The sequence below is a fragment of the Saccharopolyspora montiporae genome (assembly GCF_015209505.1).
GTDB classification, from domain to species: Bacteria; Actinomycetota; Actinomycetes; order Mycobacteriales; family Pseudonocardiaceae; genus Saccharopolyspora; species Saccharopolyspora montiporae.
Window position 1 is genome coordinate 95,135 of sequence record NZ_JADEYC010000015.1, and the last position, 14,756, is coordinate 109,890.

Annotated in this window: 13 protein-coding genes; 8 read left to right on the plus strand and 5 right to left on the minus strand. The window is 72.5% G+C overall.

Features of this window, described 5'->3' with window-relative positions; translation table 11 throughout:
- The first annotated feature begins 65 nt into the window (after positions 1-65).
- Positions 66-1,499, plus strand: coding sequence for an adenylosuccinate lyase (gene purB, locus IQ251_RS09910; RefSeq protein WP_193928202.1), 1,434 nt, complete (start codon positions 66-68; stop codon positions 1,497-1,499).
- 126 nt (positions 1,500-1,625) lie between these two features.
- On the opposite strand, the gene IQ251_RS09915 is transcribed toward purB, so the two are convergent.
- Positions 1,626-2,279, minus strand: coding sequence for a TenA family protein (locus IQ251_RS09915; protein ID WP_193928203.1), 654 nt, complete (start codon positions 2,277-2,279; stop codon positions 1,626-1,628).
- 96 nt (positions 2,280-2,375) lie between these two features.
- Between IQ251_RS09915 and IQ251_RS09920 the strand changes: the two genes are divergently transcribed.
- Together IQ251_RS09920 and IQ251_RS09925 are read left to right on the plus strand one after the other, a co-directional pair.
- Positions 2,376-3,272: a phosphoribosylaminoimidazolesuccinocarboxamide synthase gene (locus IQ251_RS09920; RefSeq protein ID WP_193928204.1), complete on the plus strand. Its 897-nt coding sequence runs from the start codon at positions 2,376-2,378 to the stop codon at positions 3,270-3,272.
- A 141-nt stretch (positions 3,273-3,413) separates the two neighbouring features.
- On the plus strand, positions 3,414-3,938 hold the full coding sequence (locus tag IQ251_RS09925; protein WP_193928205.1) for an ATPase: 525 nt from the start codon (positions 3,414-3,416) through the stop codon (positions 3,936-3,938).
- 57 nt (positions 3,939-3,995) lie between these two features.
- Here IQ251_RS09925 and IQ251_RS09930 read toward each other — a convergent pair whose 3' ends face one another.
- Positions 3,996-4,631 (minus strand): MBL fold metallo-hydrolase, encoded by a 636-nt coding sequence (locus IQ251_RS09930; protein WP_193928206.1) that lies wholly within the window; start codon positions 4,629-4,631, stop codon positions 3,996-3,998.
- A gap of 213 nt (positions 4,632-4,844) precedes the next feature.
- Here IQ251_RS09930 and purS point away from each other — a divergent pair, with 213 nt between their 5' ends.
- The 3 genes from purS to purL are packed head-to-tail and all read left to right on the plus strand — an operon-like array spanning position 4,845 to position 8,052.
- Positions 4,845-5,084: a phosphoribosylformylglycinamidine synthase subunit PurS gene (gene purS, locus IQ251_RS09935; RefSeq protein WP_193928207.1), complete on the plus strand. Its 240-nt coding sequence runs from the start codon at positions 4,845-4,847 to the stop codon at positions 5,082-5,084.
- Positions 5,081-5,758, plus strand: coding sequence for a phosphoribosylformylglycinamidine synthase subunit PurQ (gene purQ / locus IQ251_RS09940; RefSeq protein WP_193928208.1), 678 nt, complete (start codon positions 5,081-5,083; stop codon positions 5,756-5,758). The genes purS and purQ overlap by 4 nt, the downstream gene beginning before the upstream one ends.
- On the plus strand, positions 5,755-8,052 hold the full coding sequence (purL, locus tag IQ251_RS09945; RefSeq protein WP_193928209.1) for a phosphoribosylformylglycinamidine synthase subunit PurL: 2,298 nt from the start codon (positions 5,755-5,757) through the stop codon (positions 8,050-8,052). Before purQ ends, purL begins: the two co-directional genes overlap by 4 nt.
- A gap of 22 nt (positions 8,053-8,074) precedes the next feature.
- Here the strand turns inward: purL and IQ251_RS09950 are convergent, their stop codons facing one another.
- A complete protein-coding gene (locus IQ251_RS09950; protein ID WP_228046489.1) occupies positions 8,075-9,151 on the minus strand; it encodes a pentapeptide repeat-containing protein in 1,077 nt (358 codons plus the stop codon).
- A gap of 166 nt (positions 9,152-9,317) precedes the next feature.
- Here IQ251_RS09950 and IQ251_RS09955 point away from each other — a divergent pair, with 166 nt between their 5' ends.
- On the plus strand, positions 9,318-11,486 hold the full coding sequence (locus IQ251_RS09955) for a putative bifunctional diguanylate cyclase/phosphodiesterase (RefSeq protein ID WP_193928210.1): 2,169 nt from the start codon (positions 9,318-9,320) through the stop codon (positions 11,484-11,486).
- A 4-nt stretch (positions 11,487-11,490) separates the two neighbouring features.
- Here the strand turns inward: IQ251_RS09955 and IQ251_RS09960 are convergent, their stop codons facing one another.
- Positions 11,491-13,353 (minus strand): glycoside hydrolase family 15 protein, encoded by a 1,863-nt coding sequence (locus IQ251_RS09960; RefSeq protein WP_193928211.1) that lies wholly within the window; start codon positions 13,351-13,353, stop codon positions 11,491-11,493.
- A gap of 45 nt (positions 13,354-13,398) precedes the next feature.
- The gene (locus IQ251_RS09965) at positions 13,399-13,986 is read right to left on the minus strand and encodes a type VII secretion system-associated protein (protein ID WP_193928212.1); all 588 of its coding nucleotides are present in this window, start codon (positions 13,984-13,986) and stop codon (positions 13,399-13,401) included.
- A gap of 188 nt (positions 13,987-14,174) precedes the next feature.
- Between IQ251_RS09965 and IQ251_RS09970 the strand changes: the two genes are divergently transcribed.
- Entirely contained in the window at positions 14,175-14,603 is a 429-nt protein-coding gene (locus tag IQ251_RS09970; protein ID WP_193928213.1) for a PRC-barrel domain-containing protein, read from the plus strand.
- Positions 14,604-14,756: the final 153 nt, after the last annotated feature.

Here is a 14,756-nt window from a genome sequence, read left to right on the forward strand (position 1 = left end):
CGGGTCCGGTCCAGCCCGCCCCCGCGCAGCGGTGCGCAGGCGCGGCCGACGTATCCTGAGCACTCGTGAGCGCCAAGCCCAGCATTCCGAACGTCCTGGCAGGCCGGTACGCCTCCCCGGAACTCGTCGAGCTCTGGTCGCCGCAGCACAAGATCGTCCTGGAGCGCAAGCTCTGGCTGGCGGTGCTGCGCGCGCAGGCCGACCTCGGCATCGAGGTCCCCGAGCGTGCGCTCGCCGACTACGAGGCGGTGCTGGAGCGGGTGGACCTGGACTCCATCGCGGAGCGGGAACGCGCCACCCGGCACGACGTCAAGGCGCGCATCGAGGAGTTCAACGCGCTCGCCGGGCACGAGCAGATCCACAAGGGCATGACCTCGCGCGATCTCACCGAGAACGTCGAGCAGCTGCAGGTGCGGCGCAGCCTGGAACTGGTGCGCGACCGGGCCGTGGCGGTGCTGACCCGGCTGGGCAGGCTCGCCGCGGACAACGCGGAGCTGGTCATGGCAGGCCGCTCGCACAATGTCGCGGCCCAGGCCACCACGCTCGGCAAGCGGTTCGCCACCGCCGCCGACGAACTGCTGGTCGCCGTGCGCCGGGTGGAGGAGCTGTTGCAGCGCTACCCGCTGCGCGGCATCAAGGGCCCGGTCGGCACTGCGCAGGACGAACTGGACCTGTTCGGCGGCGACGCGGACAAGCTCGCCGAACTGGAGCGCCGGGTGGCCGAGCACCTGGGGTTCGCGCAGGCGCTGACCAGCGTCGGCCAGGTCTACCCGCGGTCGCTGGACTTCGAGGTGGTCACGGCGCTGGCCCAGCTGGCCTCGGCGCCGTCCAACCTGGCCCGCACGATCCGGCTGATGGCGGGCAACGAGCTGGTCACCGAGGGCTTCAAGCCCGGTCAGGTGGGGTCCAGCGCGATGCCGCACAAGATGAACACCCGCTCCTGCGAGCGGGTCAACGGGCTGGCCGTCGTGCTGCGCGGCTACGTGTCGATGACCGGTGAGCTGGCCGGGGACCAGTGGAACGAGGGCGATGTCTCCTGCTCGGTGGTGCGCCGGGTGGCGCTGCCGGACGCGTTCTTCGCGCTGGACGGGCTGCTGGAGACGCTGCTGACCGTGCTGGACGAGTTCGGCGTCTTCCCCGCCGTGGTCGCCCGCGAGCTCGACCGCTACCTGCCGTTCCTGGCCACGACCAAGGTGCTCATGGCTGCGGTGCGATCCGGCGTCGGCCGGGAGACCGCGCACGAGGCGATCAAGGAGAACGCGGTCGCCGTGGCGCTGGACATGCGGGAGCGCGGCGCCGAGCGCAACGACCTGCTGGACCGGCTCGCCGCCGACGAGCGGCTGCCGCTGCGGCGCGCGGAGCTGGACGAGCTGCTCGCCGACCGGCTTTCGTTCACCGGGGCCGCCGCCGACCAGGTGCGCGCGGTCGTGGCTCGTATCGACGAGGTCGCCGCCCGCTATCCGCGGGCCGCCGAGTACCGGCCCGGCGACATCCTCTGACCACCGGCGCGAGCCGGACCGGTCCGGGACCCGGGCGCGCCCGCCGCGAGCGGGCCCACCACCGCGCCGCCCGGACGCGTGCCCGCGTGCGGGGCGCTCTGCCGCGAGCGCCCCGCACCAGGCCGTTCAGCCCGGCCAGTGCGCGGCGAAGAAGTCCCGTTCGCAGCGGGTGGCGTGCTGGAAAAGCCGCAGGCACCGCGCTTGGTCGCGCTCGTCGAGCTCGGCGCCGACCCGGTCCAGCTCGCCGCGCAGCCAACCCACCCAGCGCTGGAACTGCGGGTTGTTGTGCAGGGTGATCCATTCCGCGGCGATGGAGTCCTCGGGCAGCCGCTCCGGGGCGCCCATCGCCCACTCCAGGTAGCTCCACTCGGCCACGACCAGCACCGCCAGCACGTCCGGGTAGCTGCCGTTGGCGTTGGTGTCGTCCATCAGCGAACGGAACTCCACTGTGGACGGGTCCAACCGCGGGTGCTTGCGGTCGGCCGCGGACACCTCAAGGGCCTCGAAAGCCCGCTGGAAGTAGGTGTTCTCCGAGCTGGTCACCACCGCGATGCTGTTCGAGATCTCCAGCCGGGACGCGTAGCGGTCCGCCTTGGCCAGCGCGGAGCCCAGCAGTGCCAGGAACGAGTCGACGAACTGGTAGTCCTGCACCAGGTAGCCGCGCATCGCGTCGGCGGGCAGCCGCCCGGCCAGCAGCGCATCGGTGAACGGGTGGCTGGTCGCCGCGGTCCAGTCGGGCTCGCTGCGCTTGCGCAGCCAGTCGGTGAAGGTATCGGACACGATCGTCTCCTGTGCTCGTCCGGACGCCTCCCCCGGTCATACCACCCGGGTGGACCAGGTGCGGGCGCGCGACCCGGCGTGCAGCAGAATCCGGGTGTGGTTGCACTCGCCGATTACCCCCGGATCGCTGCGGGCAAGGTCCGCCAGCTGCACGCGGTCGACGACGAGCACCTGCTGCTCGTGGCCTCGGACCGCATCTCCGCCTACGACCACGTGCTGGCCACGCCCATCCCGGACAAGGGGCGGGTGCTGACCGCGATGAGCGTGTACTGGTTCGACCTGCTGGCCGATCTGGTGCCCAACCACCTGGTCGCCGCGGACGACCCGCGCATCCCGGACGAGGTCCGCGGCCGGGCGCTGCTGGTCCGGCGGCTGGCCATGATGCCGGTGGAGTGCGTGGCGCGCGGCTACCTCACCGGATCCGGCCTGGCCGATTACCGGAGCACCGGCGCGGTCTGCGGGGTGCGGCTGCCGGACGGCCTGGTGGAGGCGTCCCAGCTCCCGGAGCCGATCTTCACCCCGGCCACCAAGGCCGAGCTCGGCGAGCACGACGAGAACGTCAGCTATGCCGAGGTGGAGGGCGAAGTGGGTCCCGCGCGCGCCGCCGAACTGCGCGACCTGACGTTGCAGGTCTACCGGCGCGCCGCCGAGCACGCCCGCGGGCGGGGCGTGATCCTGGCCGACACCAAGCTGGAGTTCGGCGCCACCGCCGACGGCACCGCGGTGCTGGGCGACGAGGTGCTGACCCCGGACTCGTCCCGGTTCTGGCCGCTGGAGGGCTACCGCCCGGGCCAGGTGCAGCCCTCGTTCGACAAGCAGTACGTGCGCGACTGGCTGACCTCGGCCGAGTCCGGTTGGGAACGCGCCGGGAACGCGCCGCCGCCGGACCTGCCCGAGCACGTCGTGCGCGCCACCCGGGACCGCTACGTGGAGGCGTACGAGCGGATCACCGGCCTGCGCTTCGCGGACTGGATCGCCCCGCGCGGCGGGTGAGTCCGACCGGGGCACCGCCCGGCCGGCCCGCGCACCGCGGTCCGACGAGGTGAAGATCCTGTCATCCGGGGTTCAGGCCCGCCTCAGCGCCGCTCGGGAGAGTGGTTCTCGCAACGGCGGAAACGGCGAGAGGCGAGGGACATGCGAACGGGAATCACGTCGAACGGCGGACGGCTCTGGATCGTGGCGGCCTCGGTGGCCGGCCTGGTCGCGGTCGGCGGTGCCGGTGCGGCGCTGGCCAACGACATCGGAACGCCGCAGGAGCAGCCGCGGCAGGCAGCCGCGGCGACCGGAGGGGCGGGCAGCGGGGAGTACCCGCAGCAGCCGCCGGAAGCCCTGCTGCAGCAGCCCGGGTGTGTGGACGACGACTGGTTCCACCCGGACGGCGATGACCGGGATTGGTACGACGACGACTGCCCGCTGCTGCCGGACGGCAGCCCGAAGCCCGCCGGCGCGGACGACCGGCACGACGACGACCGCGATGACCGGCACGACGATGACCGGCACGACGATGACCGCGACGACCGCAACGACGGCGACGACCGCAACGACGGCGACGACCGCAACGCCGGCGACGACCGCAACGACGGCGACGACCGCAACGCCGGCGACGACCGCAACGACGGCGACGACCGCAACGACGGCGACGACCGCTGGGACGACTGACCGGGCTGCCGCGGACCGGCCGGGGACGGCGTTTCCCCGGCGGGCCGCCGCCGGGGGTCAGGGCGTGCTCGGCGTGCTCCGGGCGAGGACCTCGATCCCGGTGTTCTGCGGGCCGAGCTGCTCGAACATCCGATAGTGCATCTGCGGGATCGCCAGCACCGCCTCGTGGATCGGCACCGCGGTGCGCGGGTGCACGGCACGCAGGAAGTCGACCGCCTCGGACAGCTTCAGCCAGGGCGCTCCGGTGGGCAGGCCGAGCACGTCGATGCGCTGCTCGGGCACGAAGAACGAGTCCCCGGGGTGGTAGAACGCCCCGCCGTCGATGACGAACCCGATGTTGTCGATGACCGGGATGTCCGGGTGGATGACCGCGTGCGCCCCGCCGACCACGTCGACCGCCCCGCCGGCCACCTCGAACGCGTCCCCGGGCCGGACGACGGTGGGCTCCGGTCCGGTGCCGGCCAGCGTGCCGGCCGAGCCGGGATCGGTGATCAGCTGCGCGCCCGGGTTGGCGGCCAGCAGCGCGGGCAGCCGCTCGACGTCGAGGTGGTCGGGGTGCTGGTGCGTGATCAGCACCGCGTCCAGCTCGCGTACGTCCTCGAACCCGGTCGCGAAGGTGCCCGGGTCGAGCAGCAGTCGCGCCGAACCGGTCTCCACGAGCACGCAGGAGTGCCCGAAATGGGTCAGCTGCACAGTTCTCCTCCTTCGGTGGGCCTGCGCCGAGCGTAGAGGCGCACCTGCTGCGGCGGGTGCGCGTCCTGCCGGTGCGGCGTGAGCTACGCCGCACCGCGCCGACCCTGCACGGACGGGTGAACGCCCAGGTCAGTTACGCTCTGGCAGTACTGCTGGCCATCCGTTCGGCCTTCGCGGGTCGGCGGATCTGCACGGAAACCGGGGGCAGCGCCCGTGGCCCGAGTTGTAGTCGACGTCATGCCCAAGCAGGAGATCCTCGACCCGCAGGGGCAGGCGGTGGCCGGTGCGCTGCCGCGGCTCGGTTTCGAGGGGATCGCCGAGGTCCGGCAGGGCAAGCGCTTCGAGCTGGAGGTCGACGACTCGGTCGACGACGAGCAGCTCGCCAGGATCGCCCAGACACTGCTGGCCAACCCGGTCATCGAAGACTGGTCCGTGCGCCGGGTGGACTCATGAGCGCCCGGATCGGGGTCATCACCTTCCCCGGCACTCTCGATGACGTTGACGCGCAGCGCGCGGTGCGCCGCTCCGGGGCCGAACCGGTGTCCCTGTGGCACGGGGACGCCGACCTGCGCGGGGTCGACGCGGTCGTCGTGCCCGGTGGCTTCTCCTACGGCGACTACCTGCGCTGCGGCGCGATCGCCAAGTTCGCCCCGGTGATGGCCGAGGTCGTCGACGCCGCGGGCAAGGGCATGCCGGTGCTCGGCGTGTGCAACGGCTTCCAGGTGCTCTGCGAGGCCGGTCTGCTGCCCGGGGTGCTCACCCGCAACGAGGGTCTGCACTACGTCTGCCGCGACCAGTGGCTGCGGGTGGACAACAACACCAGCGCCTGGACGACGCGCTACGACGCCGGTGCCGAGCTGCTCGTGCCGATCAAGCACGGCGAGGGCAACTACGTCGCCGAGGACGCGGTGCTCGACGAGCTGGAGGGCGAGGGCCGGGTGCTGCTGCGCTACGTCGGCGGCAACCCGAACGGATCCCGCCGCGACATCGCCGGGATCACCGACGCGCGCGGGCGGGTCGCGGGCATGATGCCGCACCCCGAGCACGCGATCGACCCGTTGACCGGTCCCACCGACGACGGTCTCGGCCTGTTCCTGTCCGTCCTGGATGAACTGGTGGCAGCGTGAGCAACGTGGACAAAGTGGACAGCGTCGAGCACGCCGCGTCCACCCCGGACATCGATCAGCCGCACCGGGAGCTGGGGCTCAAGGACGACGAGTACGCGCGGATCCGGGAGATCCTCGGCCGCAGGCCCACCGAGGCCGAGCTGGCCATGTACTCGGTCATGTGGAGCGAGCACTGCTCCTACAAGTCGTCGAAGGCGCACCTGAAGTACTTCGGCGAGACCACCAGCGACGAGATGCGCGCCAAGATGCTCGCCGGCATCGGCGAGAACGCCGGCGTCGTGGACATCGGCGACGGCTGGGCGGTCACCTTCAAGCTGGAGAGCCACAACCATCCGTCCTACGTGGAGCCCTACCAGGGCGCGGCCACCGGTGTGGGCGGGATCGTCCGGGACATCATGGCGATGGGTGCGCGCCCGGTCGCGGTCGCCGACCCGCTGCGGTTCGGTCCGGCCGAGGCCCCGGACACCGCCCGGGTGCTGCCCGGGATCGTCGCCGGGGTCGGCGGCTACGGGAACTGCCTGGGCCTGCCCAACATCGGCGGCGAGGTCGTCTTCGACGAGTCCTACGCAGGCAACCCGCTGGTCAACGCGATGTGCGTGGGCGTGCTGAAGTCCGAGGACCTGCACCTGGCGCATGCCTCCGGGGCGGGCAACAAGATCGTGCTCTTCGGCGCGCGCACCGGGTTGGACGGCATCGGCGGGGTGTCCGTGCTGGCCTCGGAGACGTTCGATTCCGCGGAGGACGCGGATTCCGGTGCGGGCCGCAAGAAGCTGCCCAGCGTGCAGGTCGGCGACCCGTTCGCCGAGAAGGTGCTCATCGAGTGCTGCCTGGAGCTGTACCGGGACGGTCTGGTCGTGGGTATCCAGGACCTGGGCGGTGCCGGGTTGTCCTGCGCCACCTCGGAGCTCGCGTCGGCCGGGGACGGCGGCATGCGGGTCGACCTGGACCGGGTCCCGCTGCGCGCCGAGGGGATGAATCCGGCCGAGATCCTGTCCAGCGAGTCGCAGGAGCGGATGTGCGCGGTGGTCGAACCGTCCCGGGTGGACGCGTTCATGGAGGTGTGCCGCCGGTGGGACGTCACCGCGACGGTCATCGGTGAGGTCACCGACGGCGAGAACCTGGAGATCCGCTGGAACGACGAGCTGGTGGTCGACGTCCCTCCGCGCACGGTCGCGCACGAGGGGCCCGTCTACCAGCGCCCGGTGGAGCGCCCCGCCGAGCAGGACCTGATCTCGGCGGACAACCCGAACACGCTGACCCGTCCGGACTCCCCGGACGAGCTGCGGGACACGCTGCTGCGCATGGCGGCCTCGCCGAACCTGTGCTCCCGGGAATGGGTGACCAGCCAGTACGACCACTACGTGCGGGGCAACACGGTGCTGGCCCAGCCCGCCGACGGCGGCATGCTGCGGGTGGACGAGGAGACCGGCCGCGGTATCGCCGTGTCCACCGACTGCAACGCCCGCTACACCCGGCTGGACCCCTACACCGGGGCGCAGCTGGCGCTGGCCGAGGCGTACCGGAACGTGGCGGTCACCGGGGCGTCCCCGGCGGCGGTCACCAACTGCCTGAACTTCGGCTCGCCGGAGGACCCCGGCGTGATGTGGCAGTTCCAGCAGGCGGTGCGCGGGCTGGCGGACGGCTGCCGTGAACTGGGCATCCCGGTCACCGGTGGCAACGTCAGCTTCTACAACTCCACGGGCGCGAAGGCGATCCTGCCGACCCCGGTGGTCGGCGTGCTGGGCACCATCGACGACGTCACCCGGCGCATCCCGTCCGGCATCGGCGGGGAAGGCGGCGAGACGCTGCTGCTGCTCGGCGAGACGCGCGAGGAGTTCGGCGGCTCCGAGTGGGCCCGCCTGGTGCACGACCACCTCGGCGGCACCCCGCCGCAGGTGGACCTGGCCCGGGAGAAGGAGCTCGCCGAGGTGCTGGTCGCCGGTTCTCGGGACGGGATGATCGCGGCCGCGCACGACCTGGCCGAGGGCGGGCTGGCGCAGGCCCTGGTGGAGACCGCGCTGATCGGCGAGTGCGGCGCCCGGGTGGTGCTGCCCGAGGACGCCGATCCGTTCGTGTGGCTGTTCGCCGAGTCGGCGGGCCGGGTGCTGGTATCCGTCCCGCGGTCCGAGGAGCTGCGGTTCACCGACATGTGCTCGGCGCGCGGCCTGCCGTGCACGAAGGTCGGTGTCGCCGACGCGGGGTCGCAGAGCCTGGACATCCAGGACGTCGCCGAGATCCCGCTGACCGAGCTGCGCGAGGCGTGGGAGGGCACGCTGCCCGCCCTGTTCGGCTGAGCCGGTCCGCGAGGGCGGGCCGCTATCCGCGGTCCGCCCCCGGCGCCGGCGTCCCGGCCAGCTCCGGCGGGAGCTCGCCGTTCACCGGGCCGCGCAGGTCCGCGCGCAGCACCTCCCCGCCGAAGGTCGCACCGGTGAAGTCGGCGGTGGTCAGCTCCGCCGAGCGGAAGTCGGTCCACGCGCCGAACGAGGTCCGCACCGCGAAGAACTCGGCGCCGAACCGCCCGCCGGCGAACTTGACCGGCCCCTGGAACCGCGTGCCCTCGAAGCTGGTCCGGCCGACGACCTCGAAACCGCTGAACCACCCGCGATCCTCGAACACCGCGTCATCGCAGCGGAACCTGCCGCGCATCCGCCCGTTGCCCGCGGTGGTGCCGGTCAGCCAAACGGGGCCGGTGAACCGGCTGCGGCTGACGTTGGTGCTGCTGAACAGCCGGCCGTAGCGCAGCGTCAGCGCGCCGACCTTGCGGTCGGTGAGCTCGAAGTACTCCAGGGTCGCGCCGGTCAGGTCCAAGTCGTAGGCGGGAGCCCGCTCGTCGTCCGCGGCGGGCAGCAGGTCGGCGACCAGGCGCTGCGCGGTGAGCCGCACCTGCAGCTTGCGCTCGGCCTCGTGCGTCTCCCGCCTGCTCCAGGACTCGTCCGTCGGATCGGCCGCGTACCGGGGGTGCAGGAACGGGCGGCGCAGGTAGGAGCAGAGCACGTCGAGCACGGTCTGCGTGTGGTCCGGATGGCTGCGCCCCAGCCCGGCCAGGGCGTGCAGCGCGCCCACCCGCACCTGGTCGGCCTCGTACCCGAGCAGTTCCACCGCGCGGGCGAACCGCTCGTCGGCGATCCGGTCGCGGTCCAGGTCGGTGCGGCGGGTCTCCAGGTCCTGGCGCAGCTGCTCGACCTCCTGGCGCTGCTCGTCGATCCGGCGGCGCCGGTCGTTGAGCCACAGCGCGTACAGCGCCACCACGGATCCGGCCGCGAGCCCGCCGGTGCGCAGCGCGTCGGCGCCGGTGACCCGCGGGTCCAGCGCCAGCAGGCCGGCGCTGACCCCGAACAGCACCAGCACGGCGATCGTGATCGTGACGGTCAGGCCGAGCTTGCGTTCACCCATGCCCCGAGCATGCCCGGATGATCATCGCCGCGGGGCCGGTTCGTCCGGATCGAGGAGCAGGGATACCCGCTCGCCGTTCGGCGCGCGCCGTTCGACCACCGGACTGCGGCGGTCGTATGCTCCGGTCGGAAGGCCCAGCCGACGACGAGTGGAGGGCGCCCCAGGGATGACTGGCTGGACAGCGCCGGTGCCCAGCGCTCCCGACGCGCCCGCCGAGGTGAGCCGGGCCGCTCGTCGCCGGTTCGCCGCGGCGTGGGCGCAGACCCTGCTCGGCACCAGTTACGTGCCGATGACCAGTGCGGAAGTCGAAGGCCGGCTGTCCGGGTACACCGACCGGCTGGTGGATGCGCTGCTCGGCGACCCGTTCGACGCGGCGGCCGCCCGCGCGGTGGGCGCTGATCTGGTCGGGGTGCACTTCACCAGCGCGGAGTCCCTGGCGCGCACCGCCGACCTGATCGGCGCCGAACTGCTCCGGCTGCTGGAACTGGACGAGACGCCGGTCTGGCGCCGCCGGGTCGCGGCGCTGCAGGGCGCGCTGTGCTCCGGATTCGTCCAGGCCGCCCGCAAGCGCACGCTCGACGAGCAAGAAGCCATCCGGCAGGCGGTGCTCGACGCCCGGGATGCGGTGGAGCACGCGCTGCGCACCAGCGAGGCGCGGTTCCGCGCGATCTTCTCCGAGGCCGCGATCGGCATCGGCATCGCCGGGATGGACGGGCGCATCCTGGAGGTCAACGATTCGCTGCGCCGGATCCTGGACCGGCCCGCCGACGAGCTGCGCCGGATGAGCGTGCCCGATCTGATGCACCCGGAGGACACCGACGGGCTCTGGCGGATGTACCAGGAGCTGGTGCGCGGGGAACGCGACCAGTACCGGGTGGAGAAGCAGTTCAGCAGGCCGGACGGCGGCACGGTCTGGACCGAGATGATCGTGTCCCTGGTGCGCGGCGAGGACGGGCTGCCCCTGTACCAGGCGGTGATGATCGAGGACGTCACCGACCGGCGGATGCTGCAGGAGCGGCTGCGGCACCAGGCCATGCACGACCCGCTGACCGGCTTGCCGAACCGGGCGCTGTTCCTGGAGCGGCTGACCTCGGTGCTGCGCGGGCACGCCCCGGACGAGCGGGTGGCGCTGTGCTACATGGACCTGGACGGGTTCAAGGTGATCAACGACAGCCTCGGCCACCACGTGGGAGACGAACTGCTGGTCACCGTGGCCAAGCGGCTCGCGGTCGCGGTGCACGGCGACGACCGCCTGGTGGCGCGGATGGGCGGCGACGAGTTCGTCATCCTGCTGCAGAACTCGGCGGGCGTGCAGCAGGCCACCGAGGTCGCCGAGACCGTGTTCGACGCGCTGGACCAGCCGATCCGGATCAGCGGCCAGGAGCTGTCGGTATCGGCCAGCATCGGCATCGTGGAGCGCACCGTGCGCGGGCAGACGGCCGGCGAGCTGATGCGCGATGCGGACGTGACGCTGTACTGGGCCAAGGCCGACGGCAAGCGCCGCTGGGCGATGTTCGACCCGGACCGCAACGCGACCGAGGTGGCCCGCCTCCGGCTGTCCGCGCAGCTGCCCGCGGCGCTGGAACGCGGCGAGTTCTACGTCGACTACCAGCCGCTGGTGGGCATGCGCAGGAACGACGTCGTCGGGGTCGAGGCGCTGGTCCGCTGGGCGCATCCCGAGCTGGGGCGGCTCGGTCCGGACCGGTTCATCGGTCTGGCCGAGGAGACCGGGCTGATCGTGCCGCTGGGCCGTTGGGTGCTGCGGCAGGCGTGCCTGCAGGGCAGGCGGTGGGCGCGCGAGCTCGGCGCGGACGCCCCGTTCGTGAGCGTGAACCTGGCGGTGCGCCAATCCCGCGACCCGAACCTGGTGTCCGATGTGGCCGCGATCCTGGACGAGACCGGGCTCGACCCGGCCAAGCTGCAGCTGGAGCTGACCGAGAGCGCGATCATGGGTACCGCCGACGAGCCGCTGGAATCGCTGCGCGAGCTCTCCCGGATGGGGGTGCGCATCGCCATCGATGACTTCGGCACCGGGTACTCCAACCTCGCCTACCTGCGGCACCTCCCGGTGCACGAGCTCAAGATCGCGGGGTCCTTCGTCGAGGGCCTGCGTGAGGCCGACCGGGAGGATCCGGTGGACGCGCGGATCGTGCGCACCCTGGTCGACCTGGCGCACGCGCTGGGGCTCACCGTCACGGCCGAAGGGGTGGAAACGCGCGCGCAGGCGCGGCGGATCGCCGAGACCGGGTGCGAGACCGCGCAGGGCTACCTGTTCGCCCGACCGGGGCCGCCGGAGGCGGTGCACGAGCTCATCATCGGCGGCGTGCCCGGCTGAGGGGTCAGCGGCGGCTGCGCTCCCACCGGGTGCGGCCGCCGTAGAGCACCGCCGCCGAGTTGACCAGCGCCAGGTGGCTGAACGCCTGCGGGAAGTTGCCGGTGAACCGCCCGCAGCGCACGTCGTATTCCTCGGCCAGCAGCCCCACGTCGTTGGTCAGCTCCACGAGCTCGCCGAACATCCGCTCGGCCTCCTCCGCCCGCCCGGCCAGTGCCAGGGCGTCGACCATCCAGAACGAGCAGGCCAGGAAGGATCCCTCGGCGCCGGTCTGCCCGTCCAGATCGCTGCTGCCCTCCCCGGTCGAGTAGCGGTCCACCAGCACCCGGTCGTGCTGCAGGTCCCGCTGCACCGCGCGGATCGTGCCCAGCACCCGCTCGTCGTGCCCGGGCAGGAACCCCACCAGCGGGATGCGCAGCGCGGCGGCATCCAGCGTCGACGACCCGTAGTACTGGGTGAACGCGCCGAGTCGCTGGTCGTAGCCGTGCTCCAGGATCTCGGCGCGCATCTCGTCGCGCAGCTCCCGCCACCGCTCGACCGGCCCGGGCAGTCCGTCCTCCTCGGCGGCGCGCACCGCGCGGTCGAAGGCCACCCAGACCATCAGCCGCGAGTGGGTGAAGTACTGCTCGGGCCCGCGCACCTCCCACAGCCCCCGGTCCGGCCGGTGCCGGATGCGTTCCAGGTGCGCGAGCATCCCGCGCTGCATCGCCCAGCCGTCCTCGCTCTCCGGCAGACCGCGTTCCCGGGCCAGGTGCAGCACGTCGAGCACTTCGCCGAACACGTCCATCTGCAGCTGGCGGTAGGCGGCGTTACCGATGCGCACCGGCCGCACGCCCTGGTAGCCGGGCAGCCAGTCCGCCTCCCATTCGACCAGGTGCCGCTCGCCGCCGATGCCGTACATCGGCTGCAGGTCGGCCGGATCGCCCGCCACGGCGCGCAGCAGCCAGTCGCGCCACTCGGCGGCCTCCTGCGAGCACCCGAAGTTGTCCATGGCCAGCAGCACGAGGGTCGCATCGCGCAGCCAGCAGTAGCGGTAGTCCCAGTTGCGGTCGCCGGGCAGCGCCTCCGGCAGCGAGCAGGACGGCGCGGCCACGATCCCGCCGGTGGGCGCGTAGGTGAGTCCTTTGAGCACGGTCAGCGACCGGCGGACCGCGTGCCGGTGCGGTCCCTCCCAGTCGATCCGCTGCGCCCAGTCCCGCCAGAACTCGGTGCTCGCGGTGGTCTCGCCCTCCGGATCCACCGGTCCGGGCAGGTTCCGCGAGTCCGGTGACCACTGCATCACCCAGCGCAGCCGTTGCCCGGCCCGCATCGGGTGGTCGAGCAGGTGCGCGCGCTCGTCCGCGGCGGGCCGGGGCAGCACGTCGCCGCGCAGCACCGCGCTGTGCGGACCGGCGACGGCCAGCAGGTACTCGTCGAGCACCGGCGAGGTGTCCCGGACCCGGCGCACCCAGGGCACCGCATCCGCGTAGGCGAAGCGGATCACCCAGCGCATCCGCAGGTCGACGGTGCCGTCCAGGCACTCCGCGATCCGCACCAGGCACGGTTCCGCGGCGCCGGGACGCTCCCGCGGGGGCAGGTGGTCGATGAGGCGCAGCGTGCCGGTGGCGGTGCGGAAGTCGGTCTCCAGCACCAGCGAGTCGTCCCGGTAGCGCCTGCGCACCGATTCGACCCGGCCGGCCGGAGCGATGCGCCAGTGCCCGTCCCGCTCGTCCCCGAGTAGCCGGCAGAAGCAGGAGGGCGCGTCGAACCGCGGCAGGCACAGCCAGTCGACCGACCCGTCGGTGCCGATCAGCGCGGCGGTGCGCAGGTCGGACAGCAGGGCGTAGTCCTCGATGCGGCCGGGGCCGCCGGAAGGCTCGGCGCGGCTCACCCCGCCGAGGTTAGGGATGCGGCCCCGGACCGGCCAGCCGGGCGGTCAGCTGCTGCTGCCGCCGCCCGCGGCCTCGGCGAGCACGCTGTGCGGGATGACCGCCTGCACCGGGTCGGTGAGGTTGATGCCCAGGTCGTAGCCGCCGAGCAGCCCGGGGAGGTCGCGGCCGGGCACGGCGCGGTAACCCGGCCAGTCCGTGGGCACCCGGCCTGCGGATGTGCAGGCGGGGACGAGCTCGCTGCCGTCGGACATCTCCGCGGCGTAGACCGTGTCGTCGTCCTCGCTCGGGGAGTACAGCAGCAGCTCGGCGTCCAGCACGGCCCCGGGGAGCTCCGATTCGGACTGCTCCCCGGCGGCGATCCGGTTGAGCACGTGTTCGAGCTCGTTCACCGGTTCCGGTGCGCTGCTGGTCAGCTCGGAGGGCTGGTAGCCGCCGTTGGCCTGGAAATCCTCGTCCAGCTCGCCGTTCTCGTCGATGCGGTACGCGCCGATCACGCCTTCCGGCGGGACTTCCTCGCCTTCCTGCTCGTAGCCCGGGTCGACGATGTAGAGCCAGGAGTTCGGGTTCTGCCGGGCGTACTCGCGCATCTGCTCGGTGATCGGCGGTGCGGACTGCTCGTCGGGCTGCGACATCGCGGAGCTCCAGAGGTCGGTCGCGGCCCGGCGGCTACCGGGCCCGGTCGGCGGGTGCGTCCGGTTCAGGGTGCCAGGCCGGCACGGCGGGTTCATGGCACGGTCACCGCGGAACCAGCCGTTCCGAGGTGCTATCGGCGCCCGGGGAGGGGCAGACTGGCGGGGGCGAGTCGGGTGGGGAGGCGGCGATGATCGGTCAGCGGGAAGCGTTGCGGATGTTCGGCTGCGAGGTCTTCGACCCCGATGGGCAGCGGATCGGCATGGTCGGTCAGCTGTTCCTGGACGAGGCCAGCGAGCAGCCCGCCTGGATCACCGTCCAAACCGGACTCTTCGGGACCAACGAGAGTTTCGTCCCGCTGGAGGGCGCGGCCTTCGACGGGGACACGCTGACCGTGGCCGTGGGCAAGGACGCCGTCCGGCTGGCCCCGCGGGTGGACCTGGAGCAGGGGGATCTGCTGCTGGAGCAGGAGAAGGCCCTGTACCTCTACTACGGGATGGCCTACGGTCTCGCCCCGGACGGGGCGGAGTCGATGGACGAGGTCGCCGAGATCGAGCCCGAGTACGTCGAGCAGGTCCGACTGCGGCTGCGGCGCTGGATCCCGGCCCGCGCCGAGTAGGAAGCGCCGCCGCGCCGTCCCGGCGCCGCATCGATGACGCCCGCGCGCCGCCCGAACCGAATCCGCGTTGTCCGGCAATGCGCCGATAACCCCCGCGCCGCCGAGCGTCGGAAAATTCCCCACCTCGGCAGCCGGTTCGCGGATATCCCGGTT

What these genes read in the sequence shown, in the direction of transcription:
- IQ251_RS09925 (WP_193928205.1), top strand. Translation starts at nt 3,414, where the DNA reads ATGCGAACGGGAATCACGTCGAACGGCGGACGGCTCTGGATCGTGGCG.
- purQ (WP_193928208.1), top strand. Translation starts at nt 5,081, where the DNA reads ATGAGCGCCCGGATCGGGGTCATCACCTTCCCCGGCACTCTCGATGAC.
- IQ251_RS09950 (WP_228046489.1), bottom strand. Translation starts at nt 9,151, where the DNA reads ATGGGTGAACGCAAGCTCGGCCTGACCGTCACGATCACGATCGCCGTG.
- IQ251_RS09955 (WP_193928210.1), top strand. Translation starts at nt 9,318, where the DNA reads ATGACTGGCTGGACAGCGCCGGTGCCCAGCGCTCCCGACGCGCCCGCC.
- IQ251_RS09965 (WP_193928212.1), bottom strand. Translation starts at nt 13,986, where the DNA reads ATGTCGCAGCCCGACGAGCAGTCCGCACCGCCGATCACCGAGCAGATG.
- IQ251_RS09970 (WP_193928213.1), top strand. Translation starts at nt 14,175, where the DNA reads ATGATCGGTCAGCGGGAAGCGTTGCGGATGTTCGGCTGCGAGGTCTTC.